The following is a 25,437-nucleotide window of genomic DNA, read 5'->3' as shown; positions in this document are numbered from 1 at the left end:
CCGCGCGCCGTATATCGGAAGACATTGGCCGGGTCGGCCACGATCTCCTCACAGGCCGCCGCCACGCCGGGCGAGTACGCCAACGCCAGATCGCGCTGGTTGGTCAATTGCTTGGTCGGCGTGACCGATATTTTGCCGGGGCGCCCGTGCTCGTGATATTCAAGGGCGGCTTTGCGAAGGTTGGCATCCATAGGGCGGCTACTGGCTAATTAGGTGAGACACGGAAAGAAGGGGGGAATTCTATTCCCATGAGGGACGGCGCGATACGTCCGCGGCGCCCGCCCCCTCTTCTTCGAGACGAGCGGCGAAATCTTACAGCAAGCTGAATAGCTGTCAGGTTTCATGGGGCATGAATAAGGGAAAACGACCATCGGGATCGAACAGCGCCTTGACCCGCGCGTCCAGCCGGACCGTCGCCAGTCCGGGCGATTCGGCCGTCGCGCCCGCCGCCGGACACGCCGGCGCATCGGTCAGCATCACGCTTTGCACCCAGGCCAGCGTGCCGCCGTGCCCAAGCAGCAGATGTGCCAGGTTCACGGTGGCCGGCGCGTCCGGTTTCAGCGCATCCAACCGATAGCGGCCCAACCAACGGCAACCGTCGCGCGTGGCGAAGGCGTCTCCCCCCGAGGCCAGTTTGAACAGCGCGGGCACCAGGCTTTGCACGGTCGCCGAGCGCAGCGGCTGCACGTCGGCCTCGCCGAACGGTCCCAACGATTCTTCGATGCCATCGGCCAGCATCACGTCCACCGACAGCACGCCGGACGCCGCGCAGCCCCCGGCCGGCCAAGGCGCCGGCGCCGCCAGCCATTCCGCCAGGGTCATGGCGCCGGGATAGCCGTCGAACTGCCGCAGCCCGGCCTGGGCCAGCGCCGCAAGCGGCACGCCGGGCTGCGCCCGCCAGCGCGGTGCCTGGCCAGCCAGGCTGGCCAGGCCGGCCATTCGGGACGGATCGATCCGCAGGCGCGGCCCGGCGGCTGGCGCATAAGGCCCCGTCGCCCCCTCCAGCACCATGACGACGCGGTACTCCGCGCATAGCGTGCGCGCATGCGCCACGTCGGCATCGCGCAACGGGGTCAGGATGGCCTGCGCCCCGCCGGGGCTGTCTTCCCCCAGATCATGGACCTGTCCTTGGCACAGCAGCTTCAGGCGCTGCATGAAGGCTGCCCAGGGCGTCTGGGCCGGCCTGCGGCCAAGCAGGAAAGCGCGCCGGGATGGCTGCATGACTACAATTCCTTTTTCCGCTACAAAACGCTTTCGAGAATCCAATGCCCCGCCTTGCCACGCGCACCCATGATTTTCTGACTTTCCACGCAGTGGAACTCTTCAAGCAGGGGCAGGCGCTGCAAGCGGCAGGCAAAGACATTATCAGCCTGGGCATCGGCGAACCGGACTTTACCGCGCCGCCCCAGGTCGTGGAAGCGCTGGAGCGCGCCGCCCGCGCCGGACTCAGCGGCTACAGCCCGCCCGCCGGACTGATGCCGCTGCGTGAAGCCATTGCACAGTTCTACCACGACAAGTTCGGCGCCAAGGTCAATCCGGCTCGCGTCATCGTGACCGCTGGCGCCTCGGGCGCGCTGACGTTGGCCTGCGCGGCGCTGGTCAACAGCGGCGGCGAAGTCCTGATGCCGGACCCGTCCTACCCCGCCAATAGCAATTTCGTGCTGGCTGCCGGCGGCGTGCCGCGCCTGATCCCCAGTTCGGCGGCAAAGCGCTTTCAGTTGTCGGCCCAGGACGTCGCCCAAAACTGGTCCCCGGCCACGCAAGGCGTCATGGTGGCTTCGCCCAGCAACCCCACCGGCACGTCGATCGCCCCCGACGAACTGGCGGACCTGCTGGCCCAGGTCCGTGAGCGCGGCGGCTTCGCCATCGTCGACGAAATCTACCTGGGCCTGTCCTACGAGGGCGAAGCCCGCTCCGCGCTGACGCTGGACGACGACGTCATCATCATCAACAGCTTCTCGAAGTATTTCCACATGACGGGCTGGCGCCTGGGCTGGATGATCGTGCCTGAAGACATGGTGGCCCCGGTGGAGAAGATCGCGGCCAGTTTGGCGATCTGCGCGCCCACGCTCGCGCAGCACGCTGCCCTGGCCTGCTTCACGGAACAGGCGTTGAAGACCTTCGAACACCGCCGCGAAGCCTTCAAGCAGCGCCGCGATTACCTGCTGCCCGAATTCGAGCGGCTGGGCATCCAGGTGCCGGTCAAGCCGGACGGCGCCTTCTATATCTACGCCGACATCGGCAACCTGGGCATGGACAGTTCCACGTTTTCGCAGCGCCTGTTGCTGGAAGCCGGCGTCGCGGCCGTGCCGGGCCTGGACTTCGGACCGGCCCACGGCCACCACACCATGCGCTTTTCCTACGCCACGGGGCTGGACCGCCTGGAAGAGGCGGTGGCCCGCATCGGCAAACTGCTGCAACGCTGAACCCAAAACAAAACGCGCCCCGATGGGGCGCGTTTTGCAGGCTGACGTTGCAGGCTGGCGTTGCCCGGGGGGTCAGTCCCGGGCCAGTGCAATGCCCGAAGCCAGCGCCAGGCGCCGGCGTTCAGCTTGCACCTTGGCGCCGTAGCCGTTGTCGTCCGGCCCGGTGGAACCCACGTAACAGGCCAGGCCGCCATCGATGGAACCACGGCGGTTGATACAGTCGCGCAAGATCGTGGCCCCGACGCCAATATTGGCGACCGGATCCAGCGCGGTCTTGCCCACGGCGTCAAACTTTTCCTGGTGCACGCTGGTCATGACTTGCATCAGGCCCTGCGCGCCCACATGGCTTTCGGCCAAGGGGTTATAGCGGGATTCGATGGCGATCACGGCCAGGACCAGCAAGGGGTCAAGCTGCTTTTCGCGGCTGACCTTGTACACGGTGTTCAACAGCGGACCGGTGGCGTCATAAGCCACCTTGTATTTGCGCGAGATATAGTTGCGCAACGCTTCGGCCTGCGGACCGGTCGCCACGGTGGCGGGTTTTTTCGGTACCGGAGGCGCAACGCGGGCTGGCCCCAGCATGCCGGTGGCATTGCTGGCGGGAGCGGTTGGAACGGCCATGGCAATTGCCGACGCAGTGTCGGAACCCAATTCGGAGCCGACATCGGATTCGGTGCCGGATTGCATGGATGAAGGCGCAAGGGCGGTCAACAAGGCTTTGTGCACTTGCAATGCCTGGTCGCGCAAACCAGGCAGGGCAAATCCCATGCTTACCGTCACAATCACCGCGATGCCCAGATAGACTGAGCAAATACGCAAGGACTCGGCAAGATATTCGTGCACTCCTTGGGCCAGGTTCCTGAACAGGCTGGCCACTGACGCATCGGGCATAAAACCTCCTGCGTGAAAAAGAGGGAGTCAATGTTAACCTCTCTTTCACCCTAAAATGTAACCAAATCGCTGGGATCTGTAGTGAAATACCGCGACCTTAGAGACTTCCTCGCTCAACTTGAACGGATGGGCGACCTGAAACGCATTGCCGCTCCGGTGTCGACGCGGCTGGAAATGACCGAAATTTCCGACCGCGTCCTGCGTGCGGAGGGGCCGGCCCTGCTGTTCGAAAATGCCCAGCATGACGGCAAGCCGGCGCAGATGCCGGTGCTTACCAATCTGTTCGGCACCCCCTCGCGTGTGGCCCGCGGCATGGGAGCCGACCACGTCAGCGCACTGCGCGACATCGGCGAACTGCTGGCGTCCCTGCGCGAACCCGAAGCGCCCAAGGGCCTGCGCGACGCGCTGGCCAAGGTATCGATGCTGAAAGCCGCCTTGTGGGACATGAGCCCCAAGAACGTCAAGAGCCCGGCGTGCCAGGAAGTGGTCTGGGAAGGCAAGGACGTGGACCTGACCCGCCTGCCGATCCAGACCTGCTGGCCTGGTGACGTGGCCCCGTTATTGACCTGGGGCCTGGTCATCACGCGCGGCCCCAATGCCAAGCGGCAGAACCTGGGCATCTACCGCCAGCAGTTGCTGGGGCCGAACAAGTTGATCATGCGCTGGCTGTCGCACCGCGGCGGCGCGCTGGACTTCCGCGATCACGCACTGGCCCACCCGGGCACGCCCTTCCCCATCGCCGTCGCGTTGGGCGCCGACCCCGCCACCACGCTGGGCGCCGTCACGCCGGTGCCCGACAGCCTGTCCGAATACCAGTTTGCCGGCCTGCTGCGCGGTTCCCGCACCGAAGTCGCGCAGGCCCTGGGCAGCAACCTGTCAGTGCCCGCCTGGGCCGAAATCGTGCTCGAGGGCCATTTGCTGCCGTCGTCCGACCCGCGCGCCGTCAAACCCGTCGTGCCGGAAGGCGTCAACCCGCCGCCCAACAACGACTACGAAATGGCGCTGGAAGGCCCTTACGGCGACCACACCGGCTACTACAACGAGCAAGACTGGTTTCCCGTTTTCACGGTCGAGCGCATCACGATGCGCCGCAATCCCATTTACCACTCGACCTACACCGGCAAACCGCCCGACGAGCCCGCCGTGCTGGGTGTGGCGCTGAACGAGGTCTTCGTGCCCTTGCTGCGCCGCCAGTTGCCAGAGATCGTGGACTTCTACCTGCCGCCCGAAGGGTGCAGCTACCGGCTGGCCGTGGTGTCGATCCGCAAGCAGTACGCGGGGCACGCCAAGCGCGTTATGTTCGGCCTCTGGAGCATCCTGCGCCAGTTCATGTACACCAAGTTCATCGTGGTGGTCGACGAAGACATCAACCCGCGCGACTGGAAGGAAGTGGTATGGGCGATGACCACGCGCATGGACCCGGTGCGCGACACGCTGCTGGTCGAGAACACCCCCATCGACTATCTGGACTTCGCATCGCCCGTGTCCGGACTGGGCGGCAAGATGGGCCTGGACGCAACCAATAAGTGGCCGGGCGAAACCCACCGTGAATGGGGCACTCCCATCACGATGGATGCCGACGTCAAAAAGCGCGTGGATGACCTGTGGGGCCAGTTGGGCCTGTGACCCTTGCCGGGCGGCAACGGCTGCCGCTCCAAAACAAACCCCGCCATCAGGCGGGGTTTGTTTTGGACGGTGCGGAAATCGTGCCTGCTGATACGCTGATACCAGCCTGCTCACGCGGGTATGCTGACGTGCGCTGCTAACGCGAATCCGGTTTTCCGTCCTCTTTGGAACTTTGCCACAGCTTGTACAACTGCCAGCCGACCAATGCGCCGCCAGCAATCTTCAGCAGCTTGAAGCGCTTGCCGCCACGCATGAGCAGCGTCGACAACGACGAACTGACCAGCGGATAACGCCGGGCCAGCGTGATCGCCTGCAACGCCCAGCGCGAAGCGCCGCCCGAGGCCAGCCGCGGCAGCAAGCCGCGGATGATCGAAGACGGTTCCAGTCGGCGGCCGGTACTGATGATGCCTTGCGCCAACGACTCGCGTTCGATCGCGGCGCGGGCGCGCAGCAATTCAATGCGAACGGCGCGATCAACGGTAGGAGACCTTTTCGACATGGTTCAGTCCTCCTCGCGCCGGCGTACCGGCGCGTCGTCGTCGTCCTGCGCATCGCGGACCCGGTCCAGCAGTTCCGCATCACGGCCCAGCTCTTCAAGGGTGGCCGCGAACGGCGGCGCGCCATATACCAGCCCGTGGCGTACCGCCAGCAGCAGGCCAAGGCCGACCACGCCATAGAAAGCCGCCAACAGGCCCAGGGCCAGATAGCGGTCTTCGGTAGGCCAGAACAGCACCGCCACCGTCACCGTGAACACCAGCACCGCCAGCGTCAGGAACAGCAACGCAGCAAAAGCCATGCCCAGCAACTTGAGCAAGCGCGCCTTTTCATCGGCGGCCTCAAGCGCCAGCAACTCCAGGCGCGTGCGCGTCAGCCCGACCAGACTGGACGCAACGCCGAAAACAGATTTTCGTAGACCCATGGCATCAAGAACGCCGGGCGGGCAACGCGGCACATGGCCGACGCCGCCCGCCCGGACATTCAAGCCTTATCAGCGGCGGCTGATCAGCAAGCCGAGCAGCAGGCCGGTCACGCCTGCGATGCCGATGGCCTGCCAGGGATTGTCGTGGACGTAGTCGTCCGTGGCGCGGGCGGCTTTGCGGCCGCGTTCCAGCACGGCGTCTTGCGCCTCGTACAGGGCTTCGCGCGTGCGCTTGAGCGACGTCATGGCGCGATCGCGCAATTCGTTTGCCTTTTCGCCGGTGGTGCCCGCAGCTTCACGCAGCAGGTTTTCCGCGTCATTCAAACTGGTCTTGACACTGTCGATGAGTTTTTCTTTTGCGACTTCTTCGGATTTTCTCGTGGCCATTTTTTGAGCTCCTGTTGTGTGTCTATGACAAAACCATCATACCAGCCGCCATGCCCGCTGCATGGCATGCTTGCTACCGTGTGCTACTTGATCTGCGTAATCTCAACCGCCGACTTCACGCCGGCTTGATCGATATCCTGCTTCATCACCAGGTTCACCGCCGGGCAGTACCAGTCGGTGACCGTAGTGTTCATACCGGGGATTGGAATGGTCAAGCCCTGGAAGGTGGCCATGGTGGGATCGGAATTGCGCGAGTACGTGATGGGATGGCAGGTCTGCTGGCCCAACGCCGTCTTCACCGGGGTTTTCTGGCCCACGGTTTTTTCACCGATGCGCACCGTGGTGCTGGGCTGGCCGCCCACCGGCGCTTCCTTGCCGATCTTCAAGCGGAACGACGAACCCGGCAATTTCTGGCCGGCATTGAGCTTGCCGTCGTAAGCGAACAGGCCCAGCATGCGCAGGTCGAACTGGCCTTCGGAAGGCTTCGGGGCCTCGCCGGCGCCGGCGTACTTCAGGAAGGTGGCCTGGCCGCCCTTCACCGTCATCAGATAGTCCAGCTTGGATTTTCCCGGCGGCAAACCGGCATAGCTGAAGGTGGCTACGCCCTGCACGCGCGCGCGGCAATTGTCGCCATTGCTTTTTGTAACTTCGGCGAAGGTCAGGTCCGCGCCCAGCGACAGATTGCCCGAGCCGGTCAACTGCACCGCGCCGCCATCATGCATGAACTGCGCATCGCACACGCCGGCCTGCGCCGAAGCGGCGGCGCCCAATGCGCCCGCCGCCAAAATCAGGGATGCCATTTTTCGCATCGTCACAAGCCACTCCAGAAATCAGAAAACGCCGTCCGCTACCCGCGACGGCTGGCTTGATACTACACCGGTTGCCGTGCCCGGCGTATGTCCACTCGTGACCGCGGCGGCGCGCGGCCCGCCTGCCTATGCTGCCGCGGCCGCGGCAGGCATCCGGCTGATCAGCGCCTGGATTTCAGGCACACAAGAGCCGCAGCCGGTTCCGCAACCCAGGGTGGATTTCAGCGCCGCCATATCGCAGCCGCGCCCGATGCCCGCCATGATGGCCGCCTCGCTGACGCCGTTGCAGACGCAGACGGTGCGCGACCGCGCGGCGCCCGTCACCCGCCCCGTGAGCAAGGCGGACACGCTGACCGGCGCTGGCGCGCCCGCCGCCCAGGACAGCAGCGCATCCTGCGCCCGCAAATCGCCAGCCAGCAGAAAGGCGCGCAACGCGCCCTGCTCCACCGCTACCCGGCGCATCCTGCCCCGGGCAGTGTCATCGAACACCACGTCGGCACGGCCCAGCCCCAGCGCGTCGGCCAGCTCGGCCAGGCGCGCAGGCTCGGGCGCGGCAGCGGCCGCCAGCCGGATCCGCGCACCGCCCGCGCCAATCGGCAGCACCACCGCATAATCGAAGCTACGCAGCCAGGGCGCCAGACGCGCGCGCACCGCCGCGCCGTCGCCCTGCAGCCATCCCGATGCCTGCCACGGCAAGCCCGCGGGCGCGACTGAAATGGCACTGAACTTCAGTTCGGGCTGGCGCGACACCGGGTCCACCGCAGGACTCGTCAACGCGTTGACGCCCAGGCCCGCCATGAACGCACTGCCCCAGTGCATCGGCAGAAAGGCCTGCCCGGGCGGCACACCGTCGTCTTCGCGCACCGGCAGCACCACGCTGCCGCGCCGGGAACGCAGCCGCGCCAGGTCGCCGGCCTGCAGTTTCAGCCGCTGCAGATCGTCTGCATGCAGAGACACCCACGGCTCTTCGACATGCTGTGTCAATACCCGGGCAAGCGAGGTGCGCGCCATCGTGTGCCAATGGTCGCGCAGCCGGCCCGTCGTCAGCCGAAGGGGAAACTCGGGCGTCACTGCGTCGGCGGGAGGGTGATAGTCCACGTCGCAAAAGCGGGCGCGCCCGCTGGGCGTGGGAAACACGCCGTCGGCGTACAGGCGGCTGGCGCCGCGGCCTGCGCGATAGGGCCATTGCTGCGGCCCGTCGCGGTCCAGAACGCCGTAGTCCAATGCGCTGTAGTCCAGATCGCGGCCCGCTGTCATGCGGGCGTGTTCCGCAAACACCTCGCTTTCATCGCGATACGCGAAGCGCGCCGCCTTGTCCGGCGCGATGCGTGCAGCCAACCGCTGCGCCACCGCCTGCGCCAACCGCCAATCCGGCTGGGCATCGCCAGGTGGCGCGATGGCCGCCCGCACGCGGCTGATGCGGCGTTCGGAATTCGTCACCGTGCCGGACTTCTCGGGCCACGTCGCCGCAGGCAGCACCACGTCGGCGTAAGCCAGCGTTTCCGTGCCCGCGAAGGCCTCTTGCACGATGACGCATTCGGCGCGCGCCAACGCCGCACGCACCCGCGCCTGGTCTGGCAGGGACTGCGCCGGGTTGGTCGCCGCGATCCACAGCACCTTGATGCGCCCGTCCAGCACCGCGTCGAACATGTCCAATGCCGTGGCGCCCGGCGTATCGGGCAGGCGGTCCACGCCCCATAGCGCGGCCACTTCGGCGCGGTCCGGGGCGGAAGCGGGATCCCGGTGGCCCGGCAGCAGGGTGGCCATGCCGCCGGCCTCGCGGCCGCCCATCGCATTGGGTTGCCCCGTCAGCGAAAACGGGCCCGCTCCCGGCTTGCCGATCTGGCCCGTCGCCAGGTGCAGGTGGATCAGCGCCATGTTCTTGTCGGTGCCGCGGGTCGACTGGTTCAGCCCCATCGTATAGAGCGACAGCGCTGATTGCGCGCCCCCGAACCAGCGGGCCGCCTGGATGATGTCTTCGGCGGGCACGCCGCAAATGCGTTGCGCGACTTGCGGCGGGAAAGCGTCCACGCGGGCAAGCAACGCCTCGAACCCTTCGGTGTGGCGTTGGATGTAGCCGGTGTCGATCAGGCCTTCGCGCGCCATGACATGCAACATGGCGTGGAACAGCGCCACGTCGGTGCCCGGCGCGATCGGCAGGTGCAGGTCCGCGAACGCGGACGTATCCGTGCGCCGCGGATCCACCGCGATCACCTTCATGCCTGGCCGCCGCGCGCGCGCTGCCTCCAGGCGGCGGAACAGAACGGGATGCGCGTAAGCCATGTTGGAGCCGGCGATCAGCACGGTGTCCGCCAATTCCAGGTCTTCGTAGCACGCGGGCGGCGCGTCGGCGCCCAGCGTGCGCTTATAGCCAGACACCGCGCTGGACATGCACAGGCGGGAATTGGTGTCGATATTGTTGGTGCCGGCCAGGGCGCGCGCCAGCTTGTTGAAGACGGCATAGTCTTCGGTCAGCAACTGGCCCGACAGATAGAACCCCACGGCATCGGGGCCGTGTAATTCGATCGTGCGGGCCAACGTGTCGGCGACGACGTCCAGCGCCTGCCCCAGCCCGATATCCCGCATGGGCTGGTCCCGCGCCTTGCGCCATTGCGCCGACAGCACGCGCGAGCCGTCGCGACGCACCGTGTCGCCCAGCGCCAGCCCCTTGCTGCACAGCTTGCCGTGGTTGGCGGGGTGCGTCTCGTCGCCACGGACCCGCAGCACGGCACCCTCCCGAACATGAACGCGCACGCCGCAGCCCGTGCCGCAATAACAGCACACCGACGCTACGTCGCGCCCTTCGCTGGCGTCTGCAATTGGAATCCGCGTCAGTGACGGCATGTCCATCGCTTATCCTCCCGCCACGTTTTCGCCCGCCATCAACCGGTCGCGCAAGCCGCCGATATCCTGGCCTTCCCGGATCAGTCGCATATACCAGGCGCCGTCCGCCGTGTCGCCGTACAAGCAGGCGCCCACCAGCTTGTCGCCGCGGATCACCAGCTTCTTGTAGACGCCGTCCAGCGCGTCGGACAACGTAATGCTCTCGGTCTGCCCGTCCCCGGTGAAGTCCCCGGCGGAAAAGAGATCAATGCCGGTGACCTTCAATTTGGCCGATGTCACGCTGCCTTCGTAGCGGCCGATGCCGTGCTGGGCCAGATGGTTGGCCGCCACCTTGGCCTGTTCGAACAAGGGCGCGACCAGGCCGTAGGCCGTGCCGCGATGGCTGACGCATTCACCGACCGCATAGATGCGCGGATCGTAAGTTTGCAGGGTGTCGGTCACCACCACGCCCCGGTCCACATGCAGTCCGCAGCGTTCGGCCAGTTCGGTATTGGGCCGCACCCCCGCGGCCATCACCACCAGGTCCGCTGGAATCTCCTGCCCGTCGGCAAAGCGCAGCGCACGGACCCGGCCGTCATTGCCCCCCAGAATCGCCTGCGTCTGGCGTCCCAGCAGAAAAGTCAGGCCGCGCGCCTCCAGGCTATTGCGCAGCATCGCGGAAGCCTCGCCGTCCAATTGGCGGTCCAGCAACGCGTGGCCCAGATGCACGACCGACACTTGCATGCCGCGCGCCGCCAGTCCGTTGGCGGCCTCCAGGCCCAACAGGCCGCCCCCGATCACCACGGCATGCCGGTAGCGCGACGAGGCTTCGATCATGCGGTTCACGTCGGCGATATCGCGAAAGGCCACCACGCCGTCCAGATCGATGCCGGGAACGGATGGAATGAACGGGTTCGAACCCGTGGCCAGCAGCAGGCGGTCATACGGCGCTTCGGTGCCGTCGTCGGCCTGCACGACGCGGCGCACCCGGTCCACCCGCGTCACCTTGCGGTTGCGCAACAGCCGTATGCGGTGGCGGGCATACCAATCTTCGTCGTTCAGCACGATGTCCTGCAACGTCCGCTCACCCGTCAGCACGGGCGACAGCAGGATCCGGTTGTAGTTGGTGTGAGGCTCGGCGCCGAACACCGTGATGTCGTACAGGTCGGGCGCCAGCGCCAGTAGTTCCTCTACCGTGCGGATGCCGGCCATGCCATTGCCCACCACCACCAGCTTCTGCTTAGCGTCCATGTCAGTCCCCGTGACCCGCCGTCAGGCCGCGGCGCGAGTCGCGACGGCGGCGCCGTCGTTCTCCGCCGCCCGTTGGGAATCGGCGGCGTCCAGGACGGCATTGGCCTGCGCCGCCGCCTGCGACCGCTCGGGATTGCCGTGGCGGCAGTGCAGGAAATCCACCACGGACGCGCGGCATGCCAGATAGGTGGCGTCATTGGCCAGCCGCACGCGGTCACGCGGGCGCGGCAGCGGCACGGGTTGGATCTCGCCAATGGTCGCGGCGGGGCCATTGGTCAGCATGACGATACGGTCGGACAGCAACACGGCCTCGTCCACGTCATGCGTGACCATGATGGTAGTGGTGCGCGTCTTGGCCACGATCTTCAGCAGTTCATCTTGCAGGTGCGCACGCGTCAGCGCATCCAGGGCGCCGAATGGCTCGTCCATCAACAACACGCCCGGTTCGATCGCCAGCGCCCGGGCAATGCCCACGCGCTGCTTCATGCCGCCCGAAATTTCCCGCGGAAGCTTGGCCTGCGCCGGCAGCAGGCCCACCAGTTCCAGCGCGGCACGCGTGCGCTCGGCCAGTTGCGGACGTTTCTCCTTGCCGCCGAACACGCGCTCGACCGCCAGGTACACATTCTGAAAGCAGGTCAGCCACGGCAGCAGCGAATGGTTCTGGAACACGACGGCCCGGTCCGGGCCCGGCCCGGTGATCTCGCGTTCGGCGCACAGCAGCACACCGCTGGTGGGGCGCGTCAGCCCCGCGATCAGGTTCAGCAAGGTGGACTTGCCGCAGCCCGAATGACCGATCAGCGTGATGAACTCGCCCTGCTCCACGGTCAGGTCGATATCGCGCAGCGCCACGAAAGCGCCCTTGCGGGTCGTAAACGTCTGGCCCACGCGTTCGATACGTACAAATTTCTTCATGGCGCTACTCCTCGGTGTAGGTGAATCGGCGAGCCAGCGCAACCAGCAGGGTTTCCAGCAGCAGCCCCACGATGCCGATCACGAAGATGGCGATGACGATGTGCTCCACCTTCAAGTTGTTCCACTCGTCCCACAGCCAGAAGCCGATGCCGGTGCCGCCGGTCAGCATTTCCGCCGCCACGATCACCAGCCACGCGGTACCGATGGACAGGCGCACGCCGGTCAACATGTAGGGCAGCACCGCCGGCAGCAGCACCTTGGTCGTGACCTTCCATTCCGACAGGTTCAACACGCGCGCCACGTTCAGGTAGTCCTGCGGCACGCGCGACACGCCTACGGCCGTGTTGATAATCATCGGCCAGATCGAACAGATGAAAATGGCCCAGATCGCGGCCGGGTTGGCGGCCTTGAACAGCAGCAGTCCCAGCGGCAGCCAGGCCAGCGGCGAGACGGGCCGCAACAGGCTGACGATGGGCGAAAACATGGCGTTGATCGCGGCGTAGCGGCCGATGGCGAACCCGACCGGTATGCCGATCACCGCCGCCAGCCCGAAGCCGATCGCCACGCGCTCCAGCGACGCCAGCAGGTTCCAGCCGATGCCCTTGTCGTTCGGGCCGTTGTCATAGAACGGATCCGAGAACAGTTCCACGGCCGCGTGCCAAGTGACGCCCGGCGTCGGAATCTCCGGGATCCGCATGGCCACCACCTGCCACACCAGCACGAACAGCGCGAAACCGGCCACCGGACCCGCCACGGCCTTCAGCACCGATTCAAGCCGTTCGCGCCCGGCGGCGAGTATCGCGTCGGTGCGGCCCACATTCGTTACGGTAGACATTGCATGCCCCTTTGTCGTGTTGGCGCTCAGGCCTTGACCTTGAATCCGTCGGCATAGGCCGCGGGATTGCTGCCGTCCCACACCACGCCGTCGATCAACGTGGAGCTGCGCGTTTCGCTGGCGGGCAACGCCACGCCGGCGGCCGACGCGGCCTGCTTGTAGAGGTCGATGCGATTGACTTGCTTGGCCATCGCCAGATAGTCCGGGTGCGCTTTCAACAGGCCCCAGCGCTTGTGCTGCGTCAGGAACCACATGCCGTCGCTGAGATACGGAAAGTTGGCCGCGCCGTCGGCGTGAAAGCGCATCGCGTGCTCGTCGGTCCACGACCTGCCCAGGCCATTCTCATAGCGTCCTTGCATGCGGTCGACGATGCCGCTGGCGTCCGTGTTGACATAGGATTTGGCGGCAATGGTCTCTGCCGTCTTCTGACGGTTGGCGGGCGACGCGTCGATCCACTTTCCGGCCTCCAGAATGGCCGCGGTGACGGCACGCGCCGTGTTCGGGTAGCGCGACACGAATTCCGCACTGGTGCCCAGCACCTTTTCGGGATGGTCCTGCCAGATGCCTTGCGTGGTCACGGCGGTGAAGCCGATCTTGTCCATGATGGCGCGCGCGCCCCAGGGTTCGCCCACGCAGAAGCCGTCCATATTGCCCACGCGCATGTTCGCCACCATCTGCGGCGGCGGCACCGTGATGACCTTGGCGTCCTTCATCGGATTGATGCCGTAGGCCGCCAGCCAGTAGTACAGCCACATGGCATGCGTGCCGGTCGGGAAGGTCTGCGCAAAGGTGTATTCGCGCTTGTCGGCCGCCATCAGTTTGGCCAGCGATTCGCCGTCGCGCGCGCCCGCTTGCAGCAGCTTGTTCGATAGCGTGATCGCCTGGCCGTTCTGATTCAGGTTCATCAGCACGGCCATGTCTTTCTTCGGCCCGCCAACCCCCAGGTGCACGCCGTAGACCAACCCATACAGCACATGCGCCATGTCCAGCTCGCCATTCATGAGCTTGTCACGCACGGCCGCCCACGAGGCTTCCTTCGATGGGGTGATCGTCACGCCATACTTCTTGTCGATGCCCAGCACCGACGCCATCACGACCGAGGCGCAGTCCGTCAACGGGATGAAACCGATCTTCACCTCGGTCTTCTCGGGCGCGTCGGTGCCTGCCGCCCAGGCGCCTGCGCGCACCAGCGGATCAACGAGAGACAACAGGCTAGCGCCTGCCACCGCGCGCACCGTTCCGCTCAACCACTTGCGGCGGCCGGCATCGGCGGTCAGGTCCGCGCCGGCGGCGGGGCGGGTCGAGGGGCTACGTGTCACTGGCGTCATGCATGGCTCCTGGCAAAAAAAAACGTCCCGCGCGCCATGGAATCCAGTCCATTGGCGCTGCGGAACGTCGTTGTCCCTTGCCGCGAATCGCGGCGCGTTGCGTGGGGCGACCGCCGTTGGCCCCCCAGGACTTCTTAAGCAAGCTCCGTGCCAAGCAGCCTTTTTTTCTTGGCTGCGCCCCCGCGCCCTGCGCCCGCGCTGGTTTTGCGGCCGATGGCCTCCGTGTCGGCCAGCGCCGGCGCGCCTTGCCTCGAACCAAGATGGTGCATGCGCTGATGCGGCGGCGCACCATGCCTGTGCGGCGCGCGCCCTGCGGCTGTGCCTGGCTGCCCGCTTGCGCGCGTCGGCCAGATGGCACGGAACTTGCATCAGTGGAAGCATCCCGGGGGGTCTCATGCTGAAGGTGATGCTGCTGAACGATGGCGAAGGACGCGCGGCGTCGCTGCGGCAGACGCTTGCCGCGGCGGGGGTGCGCATCGTCGCGGAAGTGGCGCCCGGCATGGACTTGGCCGCCGCCATCGCCCAGGCCGCACCCGACGTCGTGCTGATCGACAGCGACGCCCCGGGGCGCGACACCCTGGAAAACGTCTGCGTGGCCAGCGAACACAGCGACCGCCCGGTCGTGATGTTTACCGACAACGGCAACCGGGACACCATCCGCAGCGCTTTGCGGGCCGGCGTCGCGGCCTATGTGGTGGGCGACGTGCCGGCGGCCCGCATCGAGCCGCTATTGACGGTGGCGATCGAACGCTTCGCCATGGAGAAATCGCGGCGGGAAGAACTGCGCGAGGCGCAATTGCGCCTGGCAGACCGGCAATGGGTGGAAAAGGCGAAGGGGATTTTGATGAAGGCCCGCGCCATTCCCGAAGACGAAGCGCACCGCCTGTTGCGCGAGCGCGCCATGCAGAGCCAGAAGCGGTTGGGCGAGGTTGCCCGCGAGGTGGTCGAAATGAGCCAATGGCTGGGTAAAGCCTAGACACATGACTTTTAGCTATATGGATTCAAGAAATCAAAAGTTGTGGGGATGAAACCCGCTCCCTATGATCAGCTGATATTTCACCGGGTACGCCCGGGGCGGGCATTTGATGAAGCTTTTCCCGATTTTTGCCGACCTGAAAGGCCGGCTGGTATTGGTAGTGGGCGGCGGCGAGGTAGCCGAACGCAAGACACTGGCCTTGCTGGAAGCCGCGGCCGACGTCGTGGTGGGCGCGCCGACACTGACGCCGGCCCTGGCCGCGCTGGTCGCCCAAGGCCGCATCCGCCATTTGGCGGGCCGCTTTGATCCCGCCTGGCTGGACGAGGTCTGGCTTGTGGTTGCCGCCACCGACGACCGCGCGGCCAACGCCGCCGTGTCCGACGCCGCCGGCGCCCGCCGCATCTTTACTAACGTCGTGGACGACCCGGAATTGTCATCTTTCCAGGTGCCGTCCATCGTGGACCGGTCGCCGGTCATCGTGGCCATTTCTTCTTCTGGCGTGGCGCCGGTGCTGGCGCGTCGCATCCGCGAACGGATCGAATCCCTGTTCGACCACACCCTGGGCCAATTGGCCGGGCTGGCCGCCACCTACCGCAAGCGCATACGAGCCAGCCACCCCGACCTGGGCGCGCGCCGCCGCTTCTACGACTGGTTGCTGGACGGCCCCGTGGCGGGTTTCCTGCGTCAGCAGCAGCCAGCGCGGGCCGAGGCGGCATTGACCGATGCGCTGGCCGCGCCGCTTCAGCCCGCCGAGGGCAGCGTGGTCCTGGTAGGGGCAGGCCCTGGCGACCCCGGCCTGCTGACATTGAAGGCGCTGCGCGCCTTGAACGAAGCCGACGTCATTCTTTATGACCGCCTGGTCAGCGACGACGTCATGTCACTGGCGCGCCGCGACGCCGACCGCGTGCCGGTCGGCAAGCTGCCCGGCGAAAACCACCACGCCACCCAGGCGCGCATCCACGCGCTGCTCGTCGAGCACGCGCGGGCGGGCCGCCGCGTGGTTCGGCTGAAAGGCGGCGACGCGTTCATCTTCGGAAGGGGCGGCGAAGAACTGGAATACCTGCGCGCGCATGGCGTGCGCTATGAAGTGGTGCCTGGCATCACGGCCGCGCTGGCCTGTGCCGCTTACGCCGGCATCCCGCTGACGCATCGCGAACATGCGCAGTCGGTGCGGCTGATCACGGCGCACTGCCGCGAAGACGAAGACAACCTGGACTGGCCCGCGCTGGCGCGTGAGCGGCAGACGCTGGCGTTTTACATGGGCGTGGGCCAACTGGACCTGCTGACCCGCCGCCTGCTGCATCACGGCCGGTCCGCCCAGACGCCGTTCGCGCTGATCGAGAACGGCAGCCGGCCCGAACAACGCGTGGTATCGGGCACGCTGGAAGAACTGCCGCGCCTGGCCGCCATGCATGACATCCGGTCGCCCGCCCTGCTGATCGTGGGCGAAGTCGCCGGGCTGGCGCCGCGGTTGCAGTGGTTCGGCCAACACATCGACGGCCGCGCGCAACAACTCGCGGCGTGAAGGGTTACGTCACGGCCCCGCGCCGGGGTCGTGTGATGAACGAAAGCGGTAGACCGCGCGATAGGACGAACGCAAGGCTGCTGGATGGGGTCGAGCGTGGGGCTGCCTGATGGGTTACGCGCGCTCGGCGGCTTGACACTCGCCCCGTCCTGCGCGCGCTCCACCCATCCTACGTCACGGTTGTCGCTTGTAGGATGGGTGGAGCGCGAGGACGGCAAACGCAATAGCTCAGGCGTCAAGCGCGCGCAACCCATCGCCCCGATAAACGTTATTCCGTCTTCTGCGTGGTGCCAAAAATCCGGTCGCCCGCGTCGCCCAAGCCCGGCATGATGTAGCCGTGCTCGTTCAGACCGTCATCGATAGATGCCGTGTAGATGTGCACATCCGGGTGCTTGGCCAGCACGGCATCAATGCCGACGGGCGCGGCCACCAGCACCAGCGCGCGGATTTCCTTGCAGCCGGCGCGCTTGAGCAGGTCGATGGCGGCAACCATCGAACCGCCCGTGGCCAGCATCGGATCGACGATCAGCGCCAGGCGCTGGTCCAGCTCGCCCACCAGACGCTCCAGATACGTATGCGCTTCCAGCGTCTCTTCGTTGCGGGCCACGCCCACCACGCTGACCTTGGCGCCCGGAATCAGGCTGAGCACACCGTCCAGCATGCCGATGCCGGCCCGCAGGATAGGCACCACGGTGACTTTCTTGCCGGCGATCTTCTCGACCTGGACCTCGCCACACCAGCCTTGCACGGTGGCCGGCGCCAGCGGCAGGTCCTTGGACGCCTCATAAGTCAGCAGCGCGCCCACTTCCTGCGACAACTCTCGGAAGCTCTTGGTGCTGAGGTCGGCGCGACGCATGATCCCGAGCTTATGGCGGATCAACGGATGGCGGATTTCGTGCACAGGCATGTGCGTAACACTCCAGAATATTGAAAAGACGGGGTTTTTCGCCTCAGGCGCGACCGGCACGGCGCAACGCAGCAGCGTTGCGCGCGTGGGGCACACCCAAGGATCGTAATCGGTTTAGAAGGAAATTGGCCTATTGTTCCGCCAGCCACGCGATAAGGGCGTCGTCGAAGGCGCGGACGGCACCCGCTTGCTCGTGGTTGACGATGCTGACCACCACATAGCGCTTGCCGCTGGCGCCCAACACGTAACCGGCGATCGACCGCACGTCGCGCAACGATCCGGTCTTCAGGTGGGCCATGCCCAGCGTGCCGTCGCCCTTCAGGCGGCGGCGCACGGTGCCATCCACCCCGGCAATCGCGAAGGATGAAATGTACTCCGGCATGACCGGCGAATTCCAGGCCACCGTCAGCATCGACGCCAGACTATCGGCCGACACCCGGGCATCGCGCGACAAACCGGCGCCGTTGTCGATGACCAGTTCTGGCATGTCCAGCCCCTGCTTGGCCAACAGCCCCTTGGCCACGGCTTCGCTGCTGGCCACGGTGGCCGGCCGGCGGCCTTTTTCCGCGCCCAGCGTCAACAGCAGTGTGCGCGCCATGACGTTGTTGCTGCGCTTGTTGATCTGGCGGATCACCTCGGCCAAGGTCGGGGAATCGTGCGAGGCCAGCACCACCGCGTCCGCCGGCACCATGCCGGACCGGACTTGCCCCTTGAACGTGCCGCCCAGCTCTTTCCAGAGCATGCGGAAGATTTCGGTGGCGAAGTCGGGCTGCGACAGGGCCAGGCGGTACAGACTGAATTCGCCACAAGACCCCGCCACCTTGCCGCCCACGCGGATCGTCACGCCCTGCTGGGTGATCAGCGGTTCGGTCGTCACCACCGGCGGGCCCGGGCAACGGATGTCGCTCCATTCCACACTGCCCTCGATCTTCAGGCCGGGCAGCGGCGGATCGATCAGCGGCACCCATTTATGGGCGGCAGCGTCCGGCGTGAACAACAGGCGCTGCGCGCCGAACCCCACCATCAAGGCATCGGGGCTGGCGTTGTAAGCCCTGTCGGGCGCGCCGTCGAACGCGCCAGGGTCCGTGCCAACCTGGCCGAAGATGCTGCGGTCGATGACCAGGTCATTGATCTGCTTGACCCCGCGCAAACGCAATTCTCGCAGCAGGGCCCATAGGTCTTGCATCAGGAATTGGGGATCGCCGCCCGCCCGCAGGTACAGCGGCCCGGCCAGCACGCCCTTGGCGTCGGGCCGGGCGCCCGGCGCGGTCATGAATTCGGTGCGCCAGACGTAGTTCGGCCCCAATTCGGACAGCGCGGCCCAGGTCGTGACCAGCTTCATCACCGATGCCGGGTTGCGGGCTTCCTTGGCGTTCAGCGTCACCATGCGCTGCCCGCCAAGCTCCTGCACCACCAGCGACAGCGAACTATCGGGCAGCTTGCTGGCCTTCCAGGCATTCACCACACTGGGCGGCAACCCCTGAACCTGCGCGCACGCGGCGCCCGCCAACAGGGTCAGCAATCCGCCGGCCAGCCATTGCCTCAGCCCGCCCACCCGCTTTCTCGCTTGTCCCGTCATGCTGCGTCCACCCGGTTGCTAATCCAGCAAAACCGAGAGCATACAAAACCTGGGACGGTTGCGGGCGGGAGGGGCCCGCCCGCCGCGCCTTTTACTGCAGCCGCCACTTGCCGGACGCCACCGTTGCCATCACCAGCGCCCGCTCATCCAGCCCGTTGTGGTCGGTGGGGCTCATGCTGACCACGCCGGTCGCCGTCGGCAGGTTCTTGACGCTTTCCAGCGCATCCCGCAGCGCCGCCCGGAACTCGGGCGTGCCGGGCTTGGCCGCTTTCAGGGCGACGGGAATCGCCTGCTGGAGCAGCAGCCCCACGTCCCAGGTATAGGCGGCGAACAAGGACACGCTGCCCGCGCCGTTGGCGGCCTCGTACTTTTTCGCGAAAGCCTGCGCCGTCGCTTTGACGGGATGGTTATCTGGCAGCAAGTCGGCCACCATCACCGGCCCGACCGGCACCCACGCGCCCTCGCACGCCGCGCCGCACACCCGCAGGAAGTCGTTGTTTGCCACCCCGTGGTTGAAATAGATCTTGCCCTTGAAGCCGCGTTCGCGCAGCGCGCGCGCCGGCATCGCGGCCGGCGTGCCAGACGCGCCGACCACGACGGCGTCGGGCGCCGCGCCGATCAGCTTCAGGGTCTGGGCGACGGCGGACGTATCGGTCGGCGCGAAGCTCTCTTTCCCCACGACCTCGATGCCGTGCTTCTTGGCGGCTTTCTCGATTTCCACCCAGAACGTCTCGCCCAGGGCGTTGTTGAAGCCGACGAAGCCCAGTTTTTTCACGCCGTTGGCGGCGGCATGGCGGGCAATGCCCTCGGCCATCAGCGAATCCGAATGCGGCGTCTTGAACACCCAGCGCCGCTTGTCATCCATCGGTTCGATCAGCCGGGCCGACGAGGCCAGCGTGATGACCGGCGTGGCGCCGGTCGCCACGGTATCCAGCATGGCCATCGTGTTGGGCGTAGTGGTGGACCCGACGATCAGGTCGACCTTGTTCTCGGAAATCAGCTTGTGGGAATTACTGACGGCCCGGGTGGTGTCCGACGCGTCGTCCAGCACGATGTACTCGACCTTCATGCCGCCGATCTCGGTGGGCAGCAGGCTGATGGTGTTGCGCTCCGGGATGCCCAGCGACGCTTGCGGGCCGGTCGTGGACAGGGTGGCGCCGATCTTCACTTGCGCCAGCGCGGGCGTGGCGCCCGTAGCCAGCAAGGCCGCTACGGCGGCGGCCATCAGGGTGCGACAAGGGGTCATGCGGTTGTCTCCTTCGGTACGCGGATATCGTTTTTTGCATTGCGCCGATCCGCTACGGCGTAGAACGCAGTTATACGGCGGGAAGCGGCGTTTCGCCACGGTTCCGCCCCTATTAGCGGTCCCCTTTACAATATTGGGTTGCCCCGAGCCAGCCCGGCCGGCGCGGCCCGCGGTTTTTGCCGGGCCGCTCCCCTCTGACAGACAGATACCCGCGTGACCCAGTCCCTGACCGTTTCCGATTTCAATTACGAGCTGCCGCCCGAACTCATCGCGCAGACGCCCGCCGCCGAACGCACCGGCAGCCGTCTGCTGCACCTGGACGGCGCCAGCCAGCTGCATGACCGCCAGTTCGCCGATCTGGCCGGCCTGCTGCGCGCGGGCGACCTGCTCGTCTTCAACGACACCCGCGTCATCAAGGCGCGCCTGCCCGGCCAAAAGATTACCGGCGGCAAGATCGAAGTCCTGGTCGAACGCATCACCGAGACCGACCGCGTGCTGGCCCATGTGCGCGCCAGCAAGTCGCCCGGCCCGGGCATGGTGCTGCGCCTGGCCGACGCCTTCGACGCGACGGTGCTGGGCCGTGAGGGCGAACTATTCGACATCCGCTTCCCCGGCCCCGTGCTGGAGCTGCTGGACGCCCACGGCGCCACCCCGCTTCCGCCCTACATCACGCACGCGGCCGACGCCGGCGACGATGACCGCTACCAGACGGTCTACGCCCGTGAACCCGGCGCGGTGGCGGCGCCTACCGCCGGCCTGCACTTCGACCAACCCACGCTAGACCGCTTGGCCGGCCTGGGCGTGGAGCGCGCCTTCGTTACACTGCACGTCGGCGCGGGCACGTTCCAGCCGGTGCGCGTGGACAACCTGGCCGACCACGTCATGCACGCTGAATGGTTCACCGTGCCCCAGGCCACGGTGGACGCCATCACTGCCACCCGCGCCCGAGGCGCCCGCGTGATCGCCGTGGGCACCACCAGCGTGCGCGCCCTGGAATCCGCCGCCGCCCAGACCGAAGGCCGCACGGCGCCAGGGGTACCGCTGGCCGCCGCCCAGGGCGACACCCGCCTGTTCATCACCCCTGGCTACCAGTACCGCGTCGTGGACGCCCTGGTCACCAACTTCCACCTTCCCCAGTCGACCCTGCTGATGCTGGTGTCGGCGCTGGCCGGCGTCGAGCCGATCCGCCGCGCCTACGCCCATGCGGTGGCCCAGCGCTACCGCTTCTTCAGCTATGGCGACGCCATGTTCATCGAATCCCCTGCCCCATGACCGGACTGAACTTCGAACTGCTCGCCACTGACGGCGGCGCCCGCCGCGGCCGCATCACGCTGAACCACGGCGTGGTCGAGACCCCCATCTTCATGCCCGTCGGCACCTATGGCAGCGTCAAGGCCATGATGCCGCACGAGCTGAAAGAGATCGGCTCGCAAATCGTGCTGGGCAACACGTTCCACCTGTGGCTGCGCCCGGGCACGGACATCATGGAAAAGCACGGCGGCCTGCACGGTTTCATGCAATGGGACAAGCCGATCCTGACCGATTCCGGCGGTTTCCAGGTGTTCAGCCTGCAAGGCATGCGCAAGATCACCGAGGAAGGCGTGAAATTCGCCTCCCCGATCGACGGCGCGCGCCTGTTCCTGACGCCCGAAGAGTCCATGCGCATCCAGCGGTCGCTGAATTCCGACATCGTCATGGTGTTCGACGAATGCACGCCTTACGAGATCGAAGGCCGCCCCGCCACGGTAGAGGAAGCCGCCCGCTCGATGCGCATGTCGTTGCGCTGGGCGCGCCGTTCGCGCGAGGAATTCGACCGGTTGGGCAATCCCAATGCCCTGTTCGGCATCGTCCAGGGCGGTATGTACGAATCGCTGCGCGATGAATCCCTGGCCGGCCTGCAGGACATCGGATTCCACGGCTACGCCATCGGGGGCTTGTCAGTGGGCGAGCCCAAAGAAGACATGATGCGCATCCTGGCGCACGTGACGCCCAAGCTGCCGGCCCAGGCGCCCCGCTACCTGATGGGCGTGGGTACCCCGGAAGACCTGGTGGAAGGCGTCTCGCGCGGCGTGGACATGTTCGACTGCGTCATGCCCACCCGCAATGCCCGCAACGGATGGCTGTTCACCCGCTTTGGCGACGTCAAGATCCGCAACGCCAAGTACCGCGACGACACCCGCCCGCTGGACCCCAGCTGCTCGTGCCACACTTGCGGGAATTTTTCGCGCGCTTATCTGCATCATTTGCAGCGGGCGAACGAGATCACCGGCGCGCGCCTGAACACGCTGCACAATTTGCATTTCTATCTGACTATCATGAAGGAAATGCGCGAAGCGATCGCCGAAGGGCGCTTTGACGCATGGCGCGCGCAGTTCGCCGCCGACCGGGCGCGCGGCATCGAGTAAACCGGCCTTTTTCCCCGGGGGTCTTTTCTATTGGGAGTTCGCCCCCATAGATTGGGATCCCCCCCAGTGAAAGGCCGGCAATAAGATAGATACAATAGTCGGCTTGCCCTATCCATGGCTCGCGCGGGGATGGGCGCATAACAACACAGCTAAGAGGTTTGACGCTGACCCACGGTTACACAGAAAACCCGGGCATTGTCAGCCGTAGCAACATACAACCCAAACAGACTTAAACGCAGGAGAATTCAATGTCCGTTATCGATACCGCCAGCCTCGTCGTGGCCCAAGCCGCCGCCCCTGAAGGCAATGCGCTGATGGGCATGCTGCCCATCATCCTGATGTTCGTGATCCTCTACTTCCTGATGATCCGTCCCCAGATGAAGCGCCAGAAAGAGCACCGTAACCTGATCGCCGCCCTGGCCAAGGGCGACGAAGTGGTTACCGCCGGCGGCATGCTTGGCAAGGTCACCAAGGTCAACGACAGCTACGTGACCGTTGAAGTCTCCGAACTGGCCGACAAGCCGGTTGAAGTGATCATGCAGAAGTCGTCGGTGTCGACGGTTCTGCCCAAGGGAACCATCAAGGCCCTGTAAGCGTCCCATAGAGCCCCGTCGGGCTCTTTTGTCCGATGGCGCCTCCGCCGCCCGCTGCGCTTGCCGCTCGGGCGGCCCTTTCATCACTCTTACATGAAGTAGCCGGCAATGAACCGCTATCCCCTCTGGAAGTACATTACGGTCCTGATCGCGGTCATCATTGGCCTGCTGTACACGCTTCCCAATTTCTACGGCGAATCGCCTGCCGTCCAGGTTTCCAGCGCCAAGGCCACCATCAAGGTGGATCCGGCCATGCTGAGCCGGGTCGAGCAGATCCTGACGGACGCCAAGATCCCCAACGAAGGGGTCTTCTTCGAAACGAACGGCACGCTCGGCACCGTGCGCGCCCGCTTCACGTCGACCGACCTGCAATTGCAGGCCCGCGACCTGATCGACAAATCCCTCAATACCGTCGCCGGCGATCCCCACTACACCGTGGCGCTGAACCTGCTGCCCGCATCGCCCGCCTGGATGCGCGCGATGGGCTGGTTCGCCCCCAAGCCCATGTACCTGGGCCTGGACTTGCGCGGCGGCGTGCACTTCCTGCTGCAAGTCGACATGCAGGGCGCCTTGACTGCCCGCTACGATTCGCTGGCCGCCGACGTGCGCTCGGTGCTGCGCGACCAGAAGGTCAACGTGGCCGGCGTCGAACGGTCGGGCATGGGCATTGCCGCCACCTTCGCCAACACGGACGACCGCGACCGCGCCATCGCCACCCTGCGCACCCGCCTGCCCGACCTGGAATTCGCCGAGCGCGAAGAAAACGGCAAGCAACTGCTGCTGGGCGCCCTGAATCCGGCCGCCGTCCAGCGCGTGCAGGATTCCGCCCTGAAGCAGAACATCAACACCCTGCATAACCGGATCAACGAACTGGGCGTGGCCGAACCGGTCATCCAGCAGCAAGGTTCGGACCGCATCGTGGTGCAGTTACCGGGCGTGCAAGACGTGGCCAAGGCCAAGGAGCTGCTCGGCCGTACCGCCACGCTGGAAATCCGCATGGTCGACGACACCCCCACCGCGCAAGCCGCGCTGCTGGGCGGCACCGTGCCCTTCGGCCTGGAACGCTACAACGACCGCGACGGCCGCCCGATCCTGGTCCGCCGCCAGGTCGTCCTGACGGGTGAAAACCTGCAAGACGCCCAGCCGGGCCGCGATTCCCAGACCCAGCAAGCCGCCGTCCACCTGACGCTGGACTCCAAGGGCGCCCGCATCTTCCGCGACGTCACCCGCGACAACATCGGCAAGCGCATGGCCATCCTGCTGTTCGAGAACGGCAAGGGCGAAGTGGTCACGGCGCCGGTCATCCGCAGCGAAATTGCGGGCGGCCAGGTGCAGATCTCGGGCAGCATGAGCTCGGAAGAAGCCGCCGACACCGCGCTGCTGCTGCGCGCCGGCGCGCTGGCCGCGCCGATGTCCATCATCGAAGAACGCACCATTGGCCCAAGCCTGGGCGCCGACAACATCTCGAAGGGCTTCCATTCGACGCTGTACGGTTTCCTGGCCATCGCCGTCTTCATCATCCTGTACTACCACCTGTTCGGCGTGTTCTCCACGGTCGGCCTGACCCTGAACGTGCTGCTGCTGCTGGCGCTGTTGTCCATGCTGCAAGCCACGCTCACCCTGCCGGGCATCGCGGCTATCGCGCTGACGCTAGGCATGGCCATTGACTCCAACGTGCTGATCAACGAACGGATACGGGAAGAGCTGCGGGCGGGCGCTACGCCGCAACAGGCGATTCACCAGGGGTTCGAACGCGCCTGGGGCACGATTCTCGACTCGAACCTCACGACGCTCATCGTCGGTCTGGCGCTGCTGGCATTCGGTTCGGGCCCCATCCGGGGCTTCGCGGTGGTGCACTGCCTGGGCATCCTGACCTCGATGTTCTCGTCGGTGGTCGGCGTGCGCGCCCTGGCAAACCTGTACTACGGCCGCAAGAAAAAGCTCACCACGATCTCCATCGGCGAAATCTGGAAACCGAAGGCAAACTGAACATAAGGCG

Annotated in this window: 21 protein-coding genes and 2 pseudogenes; 8 read left to right on the top strand and 15 right to left on the bottom strand. The window is 66.0% G+C overall.

The genetic code is table 11. The features are described from left to right. A pseudogene (locus ACI0FO_RS28840) lies at positions 1-191 on the bottom strand (hypothetical protein); the annotation flags it as partial. A gap of 142 nt (positions 192-333) precedes the next feature. Beyond that, positions 334-1,221: an FAD-binding protein gene (locus ACI0FO_RS28835; RefSeq protein ID WP_416031994.1), complete on the bottom strand. Its 888-nt coding sequence runs from the start codon at positions 1,219-1,221 to the stop codon at positions 334-336. A 44-nt stretch (positions 1,222-1,265) separates the two neighbouring features. Between ACI0FO_RS28835 and ACI0FO_RS28830 the strand changes: the two genes are divergently transcribed. Continuing rightward, positions 1,266-2,426 (top strand): pyridoxal phosphate-dependent aminotransferase, encoded by a 1,161-nt coding sequence (locus ACI0FO_RS28830; RefSeq protein ID WP_416031993.1) that lies wholly within the window; start codon positions 1,266-1,268, stop codon positions 2,424-2,426. Positions 2,427-2,498: 72 nt separating this feature from the next. Here ACI0FO_RS28830 and ACI0FO_RS28825 read toward each other — a convergent pair whose 3' ends face one another. Then, complete coding sequence (locus tag ACI0FO_RS28825; RefSeq protein WP_416031992.1) at positions 2,499-3,317, bottom strand: transglycosylase SLT domain-containing protein; 819 nt, start codon at positions 3,315-3,317, stop codon at positions 2,499-2,501. 81 nt (positions 3,318-3,398) lie between these two features. Here ACI0FO_RS28825 and ubiD point away from each other — a divergent pair, with 81 nt between their 5' ends. Continuing rightward, the gene (gene ubiD / locus ACI0FO_RS28820; protein WP_416031991.1) at positions 3,399-4,943 is read left to right on the top strand and encodes a 4-hydroxy-3-polyprenylbenzoate decarboxylase; all 1,545 of its coding nucleotides are present in this window, start codon (positions 3,399-3,401) and stop codon (positions 4,941-4,943) included. Positions 4,944-5,079: 136 nt separating this feature from the next. Here the strand turns inward: ubiD and ACI0FO_RS28815 are convergent, their stop codons facing one another. From ACI0FO_RS28815 to ACI0FO_RS28775, 9 genes and pseudogenes are all read right to left on the bottom strand, one after another. Further along, entirely contained in the window at positions 5,080-5,442 is a 363-nt protein-coding gene (locus tag ACI0FO_RS28815; protein ID WP_416031990.1) for a hypothetical protein, read from the bottom strand. A 3-nt stretch (positions 5,443-5,445) separates the two neighbouring features. After that, the gene (locus ACI0FO_RS28810) at positions 5,446-5,862 is read right to left on the bottom strand and encodes a phage holin family protein (RefSeq protein WP_105558432.1); all 417 of its coding nucleotides are present in this window, start codon (positions 5,860-5,862) and stop codon (positions 5,446-5,448) included. A 69-nt stretch (positions 5,863-5,931) separates the two neighbouring features. After that, positions 5,932-6,249, bottom strand: coding sequence for a DUF883 family protein (locus tag ACI0FO_RS28805; protein WP_006221213.1), 318 nt, complete (start codon positions 6,247-6,249; stop codon positions 5,932-5,934). 83 nt (positions 6,250-6,332) lie between these two features. Continuing rightward, positions 6,333-7,058, bottom strand: coding sequence for a hypothetical protein (locus tag ACI0FO_RS28800; protein ID WP_416031998.1), 726 nt, complete (start codon positions 7,056-7,058; stop codon positions 6,333-6,335). A 126-nt stretch (positions 7,059-7,184) separates the two neighbouring features. Next, a complete protein-coding gene (locus ACI0FO_RS28795; protein ID WP_416031989.1) occupies positions 7,185-9,908 on the bottom strand; it encodes a molybdopterin-dependent oxidoreductase in 2,724 nt (907 codons plus the stop codon). Between the two features lie 9 nt (positions 9,909-9,917). Then, positions 9,918-11,132 (bottom strand): annotated as a pseudogene (locus ACI0FO_RS28790) (NAD(P)/FAD-dependent oxidoreductase); the annotation flags it as partial. A 21-nt stretch (positions 11,133-11,153) separates the two neighbouring features. After that, entirely contained in the window at positions 11,154-12,044 is an 891-nt protein-coding gene (locus ACI0FO_RS28785; protein ID WP_416031988.1) for an ABC transporter ATP-binding protein, read from the bottom strand. Between the two features lie 4 nt (positions 12,045-12,048). Beyond that, the gene (ntrB, locus tag ACI0FO_RS28780) at positions 12,049-12,879 is read right to left on the bottom strand and encodes a nitrate ABC transporter permease (protein ID WP_416031987.1); all 831 of its coding nucleotides are present in this window, start codon (positions 12,877-12,879) and stop codon (positions 12,049-12,051) included. Positions 12,880-12,905: 26 nt separating this feature from the next. Beyond that, complete coding sequence (locus ACI0FO_RS28775) at positions 12,906-14,207, bottom strand: CmpA/NrtA family ABC transporter substrate-binding protein (RefSeq protein WP_416031986.1); 1,302 nt, start codon at positions 14,205-14,207, stop codon at positions 12,906-12,908. A gap of 394 nt (positions 14,208-14,601) precedes the next feature. Here ACI0FO_RS28775 and ACI0FO_RS28770 point away from each other — a divergent pair, with 394 nt between their 5' ends. Both ACI0FO_RS28770 and cysG read left to right on the top strand, forming a co-directional pair. Beyond that, on the top strand, positions 14,602-15,183 hold the full coding sequence (locus ACI0FO_RS28770; RefSeq protein ID WP_416031985.1) for an ANTAR domain-containing response regulator: 582 nt from the start codon (positions 14,602-14,604) through the stop codon (positions 15,181-15,183). 109 nt (positions 15,184-15,292) lie between these two features. Next, positions 15,293-16,708 carry a siroheme synthase CysG gene (gene cysG, locus ACI0FO_RS28765; RefSeq protein ID WP_416031984.1) on the top strand — a complete coding sequence of 472 codons (1,416 nt, stop codon included), beginning with the start codon at positions 15,293-15,295 and terminating at the stop codon, positions 16,706-16,708. A gap of 268 nt (positions 16,709-16,976) precedes the next feature. Here cysG and upp read toward each other — a convergent pair whose 3' ends face one another. The 3 genes from upp to ACI0FO_RS28750 all read right to left on the bottom strand — a co-directional run bounded on the left by upp (position 16,977) and on the right by ACI0FO_RS28750 (position 20,440). Next, complete coding sequence (upp, locus tag ACI0FO_RS28760; RefSeq protein WP_105558408.1) at positions 16,977-17,615, bottom strand: uracil phosphoribosyltransferase; 639 nt, start codon at positions 17,613-17,615, stop codon at positions 16,977-16,979. Between the two features lie 130 nt (positions 17,616-17,745). Beyond that, positions 17,746-19,194 carry a D-alanyl-D-alanine carboxypeptidase/D-alanyl-D-alanine endopeptidase gene (gene dacB, locus ACI0FO_RS28755; RefSeq protein WP_416031983.1) on the bottom strand — a complete coding sequence of 483 codons (1,449 nt, stop codon included), beginning with the start codon at positions 19,192-19,194 and terminating at the stop codon, positions 17,746-17,748. A 91-nt stretch (positions 19,195-19,285) separates the two neighbouring features. Further along, positions 19,286-20,440, bottom strand: a complete 1,155-nt coding sequence (locus ACI0FO_RS28750; RefSeq protein ID WP_416031982.1) for an ABC transporter substrate-binding protein — start codon at positions 20,438-20,440, stop codon at positions 19,286-19,288. Between the two features lie 213 nt (positions 20,441-20,653). Here ACI0FO_RS28750 and queA point away from each other — a divergent pair, with 213 nt between their 5' ends. From queA to secD, 4 genes are all read left to right on the top strand, one after another. Continuing rightward, positions 20,654-21,712 (top strand): tRNA preQ1(34) S-adenosylmethionine ribosyltransferase-isomerase QueA, encoded by a 1,059-nt coding sequence (queA, locus tag ACI0FO_RS28745; RefSeq protein ID WP_416031981.1) that lies wholly within the window; start codon positions 20,654-20,656, stop codon positions 21,710-21,712. Then, complete coding sequence (gene tgt / locus ACI0FO_RS28740; protein ID WP_416031980.1) at positions 21,709-22,845, top strand: tRNA guanosine(34) transglycosylase Tgt; 1,137 nt, start codon at positions 21,709-21,711, stop codon at positions 22,843-22,845. Before queA ends, tgt begins: the two co-directional genes overlap by 4 nt. A 248-nt stretch (positions 22,846-23,093) precedes the next feature. After that, on the top strand, positions 23,094-23,438 hold the full coding sequence (gene yajC, locus ACI0FO_RS28735; RefSeq protein WP_054451553.1) for a preprotein translocase subunit YajC: 345 nt from the start codon (positions 23,094-23,096) through the stop codon (positions 23,436-23,438). Between the two features lie 108 nt (positions 23,439-23,546). Continuing rightward, positions 23,547-25,427: a protein translocase subunit SecD gene (secD, locus tag ACI0FO_RS28730; RefSeq protein WP_416031979.1), complete on the top strand. Its 1,881-nt coding sequence runs from the start codon at positions 23,547-23,549 to the stop codon at positions 25,425-25,427. Positions 25,428-25,437: the final 10 nt, after the last annotated feature.

It is taken from the genome of Achromobacter marplatensis (assembly GCF_049060505.1).
Classification (GTDB): domain Bacteria; phylum Pseudomonadota; class Gammaproteobacteria; order Burkholderiales; family Burkholderiaceae_B; genus Achromobacter; species Achromobacter marplatensis_A.
Note: the sequence above shows the minus strand (reverse complement) of the source record. Positions and strands in the feature narration are given on the sequence as shown.

Bases quoted from the DNA above. Each gene is read 5' to 3' on its own strand.
- ACI0FO_RS28815 (WP_416031990.1), bottom strand. From the start codon at position 5,442: ATGTCGAAAAGGTCTCCTACCGTTGATCGCGCCGTTCGCATTGAATTG.
- yajC (WP_054451553.1), top strand. From the start codon at position 23,094: ATGTCCGTTATCGATACCGCCAGCCTCGTCGTGGCCCAAGCCGCCGCC.
- secD (WP_416031979.1), top strand. From the start codon at position 23,547: ATGAACCGCTATCCCCTCTGGAAGTACATTACGGTCCTGATCGCGGTC.
- ACI0FO_RS28825 (WP_416031992.1), bottom strand. From the start codon at position 3,317: ATGCCCGATGCGTCAGTGGCCAGCCTGTTCAGGAACCTGGCCCAAGGA.
- ACI0FO_RS28835 (WP_416031994.1), bottom strand. From the start codon at position 1,221: ATGCAGCCATCCCGGCGCGCTTTCCTGCTTGGCCGCAGGCCGGCCCAG.
- ACI0FO_RS28805 (WP_006221213.1), bottom strand. From the start codon at position 6,249: ATGGCCACGAGAAAATCCGAAGAAGTCGCAAAAGAAAAACTCATCGAC.
- tgt (WP_416031980.1), top strand. From the start codon at position 21,709: ATGACCGGACTGAACTTCGAACTGCTCGCCACTGACGGCGGCGCCCGC.
- ACI0FO_RS28785 (WP_416031988.1), bottom strand. From the start codon at position 12,044: ATGAAGAAATTTGTACGTATCGAACGCGTGGGCCAGACGTTTACGACC.
- cysG (WP_416031984.1), top strand. From the start codon at position 15,293: ATGAAGCTTTTCCCGATTTTTGCCGACCTGAAAGGCCGGCTGGTATTG.
- ACI0FO_RS28775 (WP_416031986.1), bottom strand. From the start codon at position 14,207: ATGACGCCAGTGACACGTAGCCCCTCGACCCGCCCCGCCGCCGGCGCG.
- dacB (WP_416031983.1), bottom strand. From the start codon at position 19,194: ATGACGGGACAAGCGAGAAAGCGGGTGGGCGGGCTGAGGCAATGGCTG.
- ACI0FO_RS28830 (WP_416031993.1), top strand. From the start codon at position 1,266: ATGCCCCGCCTTGCCACGCGCACCCATGATTTTCTGACTTTCCACGCA.
- ACI0FO_RS28750 (WP_416031982.1), bottom strand. From the start codon at position 20,440: ATGACCCCTTGTCGCACCCTGATGGCCGCCGCCGTAGCGGCCTTGCTG.
- upp (WP_105558408.1), bottom strand. From the start codon at position 17,615: ATGCCTGTGCACGAAATCCGCCATCCGTTGATCCGCCATAAGCTCGGG.
- ACI0FO_RS28770 (WP_416031985.1), top strand. From the start codon at position 14,602: ATGCTGAAGGTGATGCTGCTGAACGATGGCGAAGGACGCGCGGCGTCG.
- ntrB (WP_416031987.1), bottom strand. From the start codon at position 12,879: ATGTCTACCGTAACGAATGTGGGCCGCACCGACGCGATACTCGCCGCC.
- ACI0FO_RS28795 (WP_416031989.1), bottom strand. From the start codon at position 9,908: ATGGACATGCCGTCACTGACGCGGATTCCAATTGCAGACGCCAGCGAA.
- ACI0FO_RS28810 (WP_105558432.1), bottom strand. From the start codon at position 5,862: ATGGGTCTACGAAAATCTGTTTTCGGCGTTGCGTCCAGTCTGGTCGGG.
- ACI0FO_RS28800 (WP_416031998.1), bottom strand. From the start codon at position 7,058: ATGCGAAAAATGGCATCCCTGATTTTGGCGGCGGGCGCATTGGGCGCC.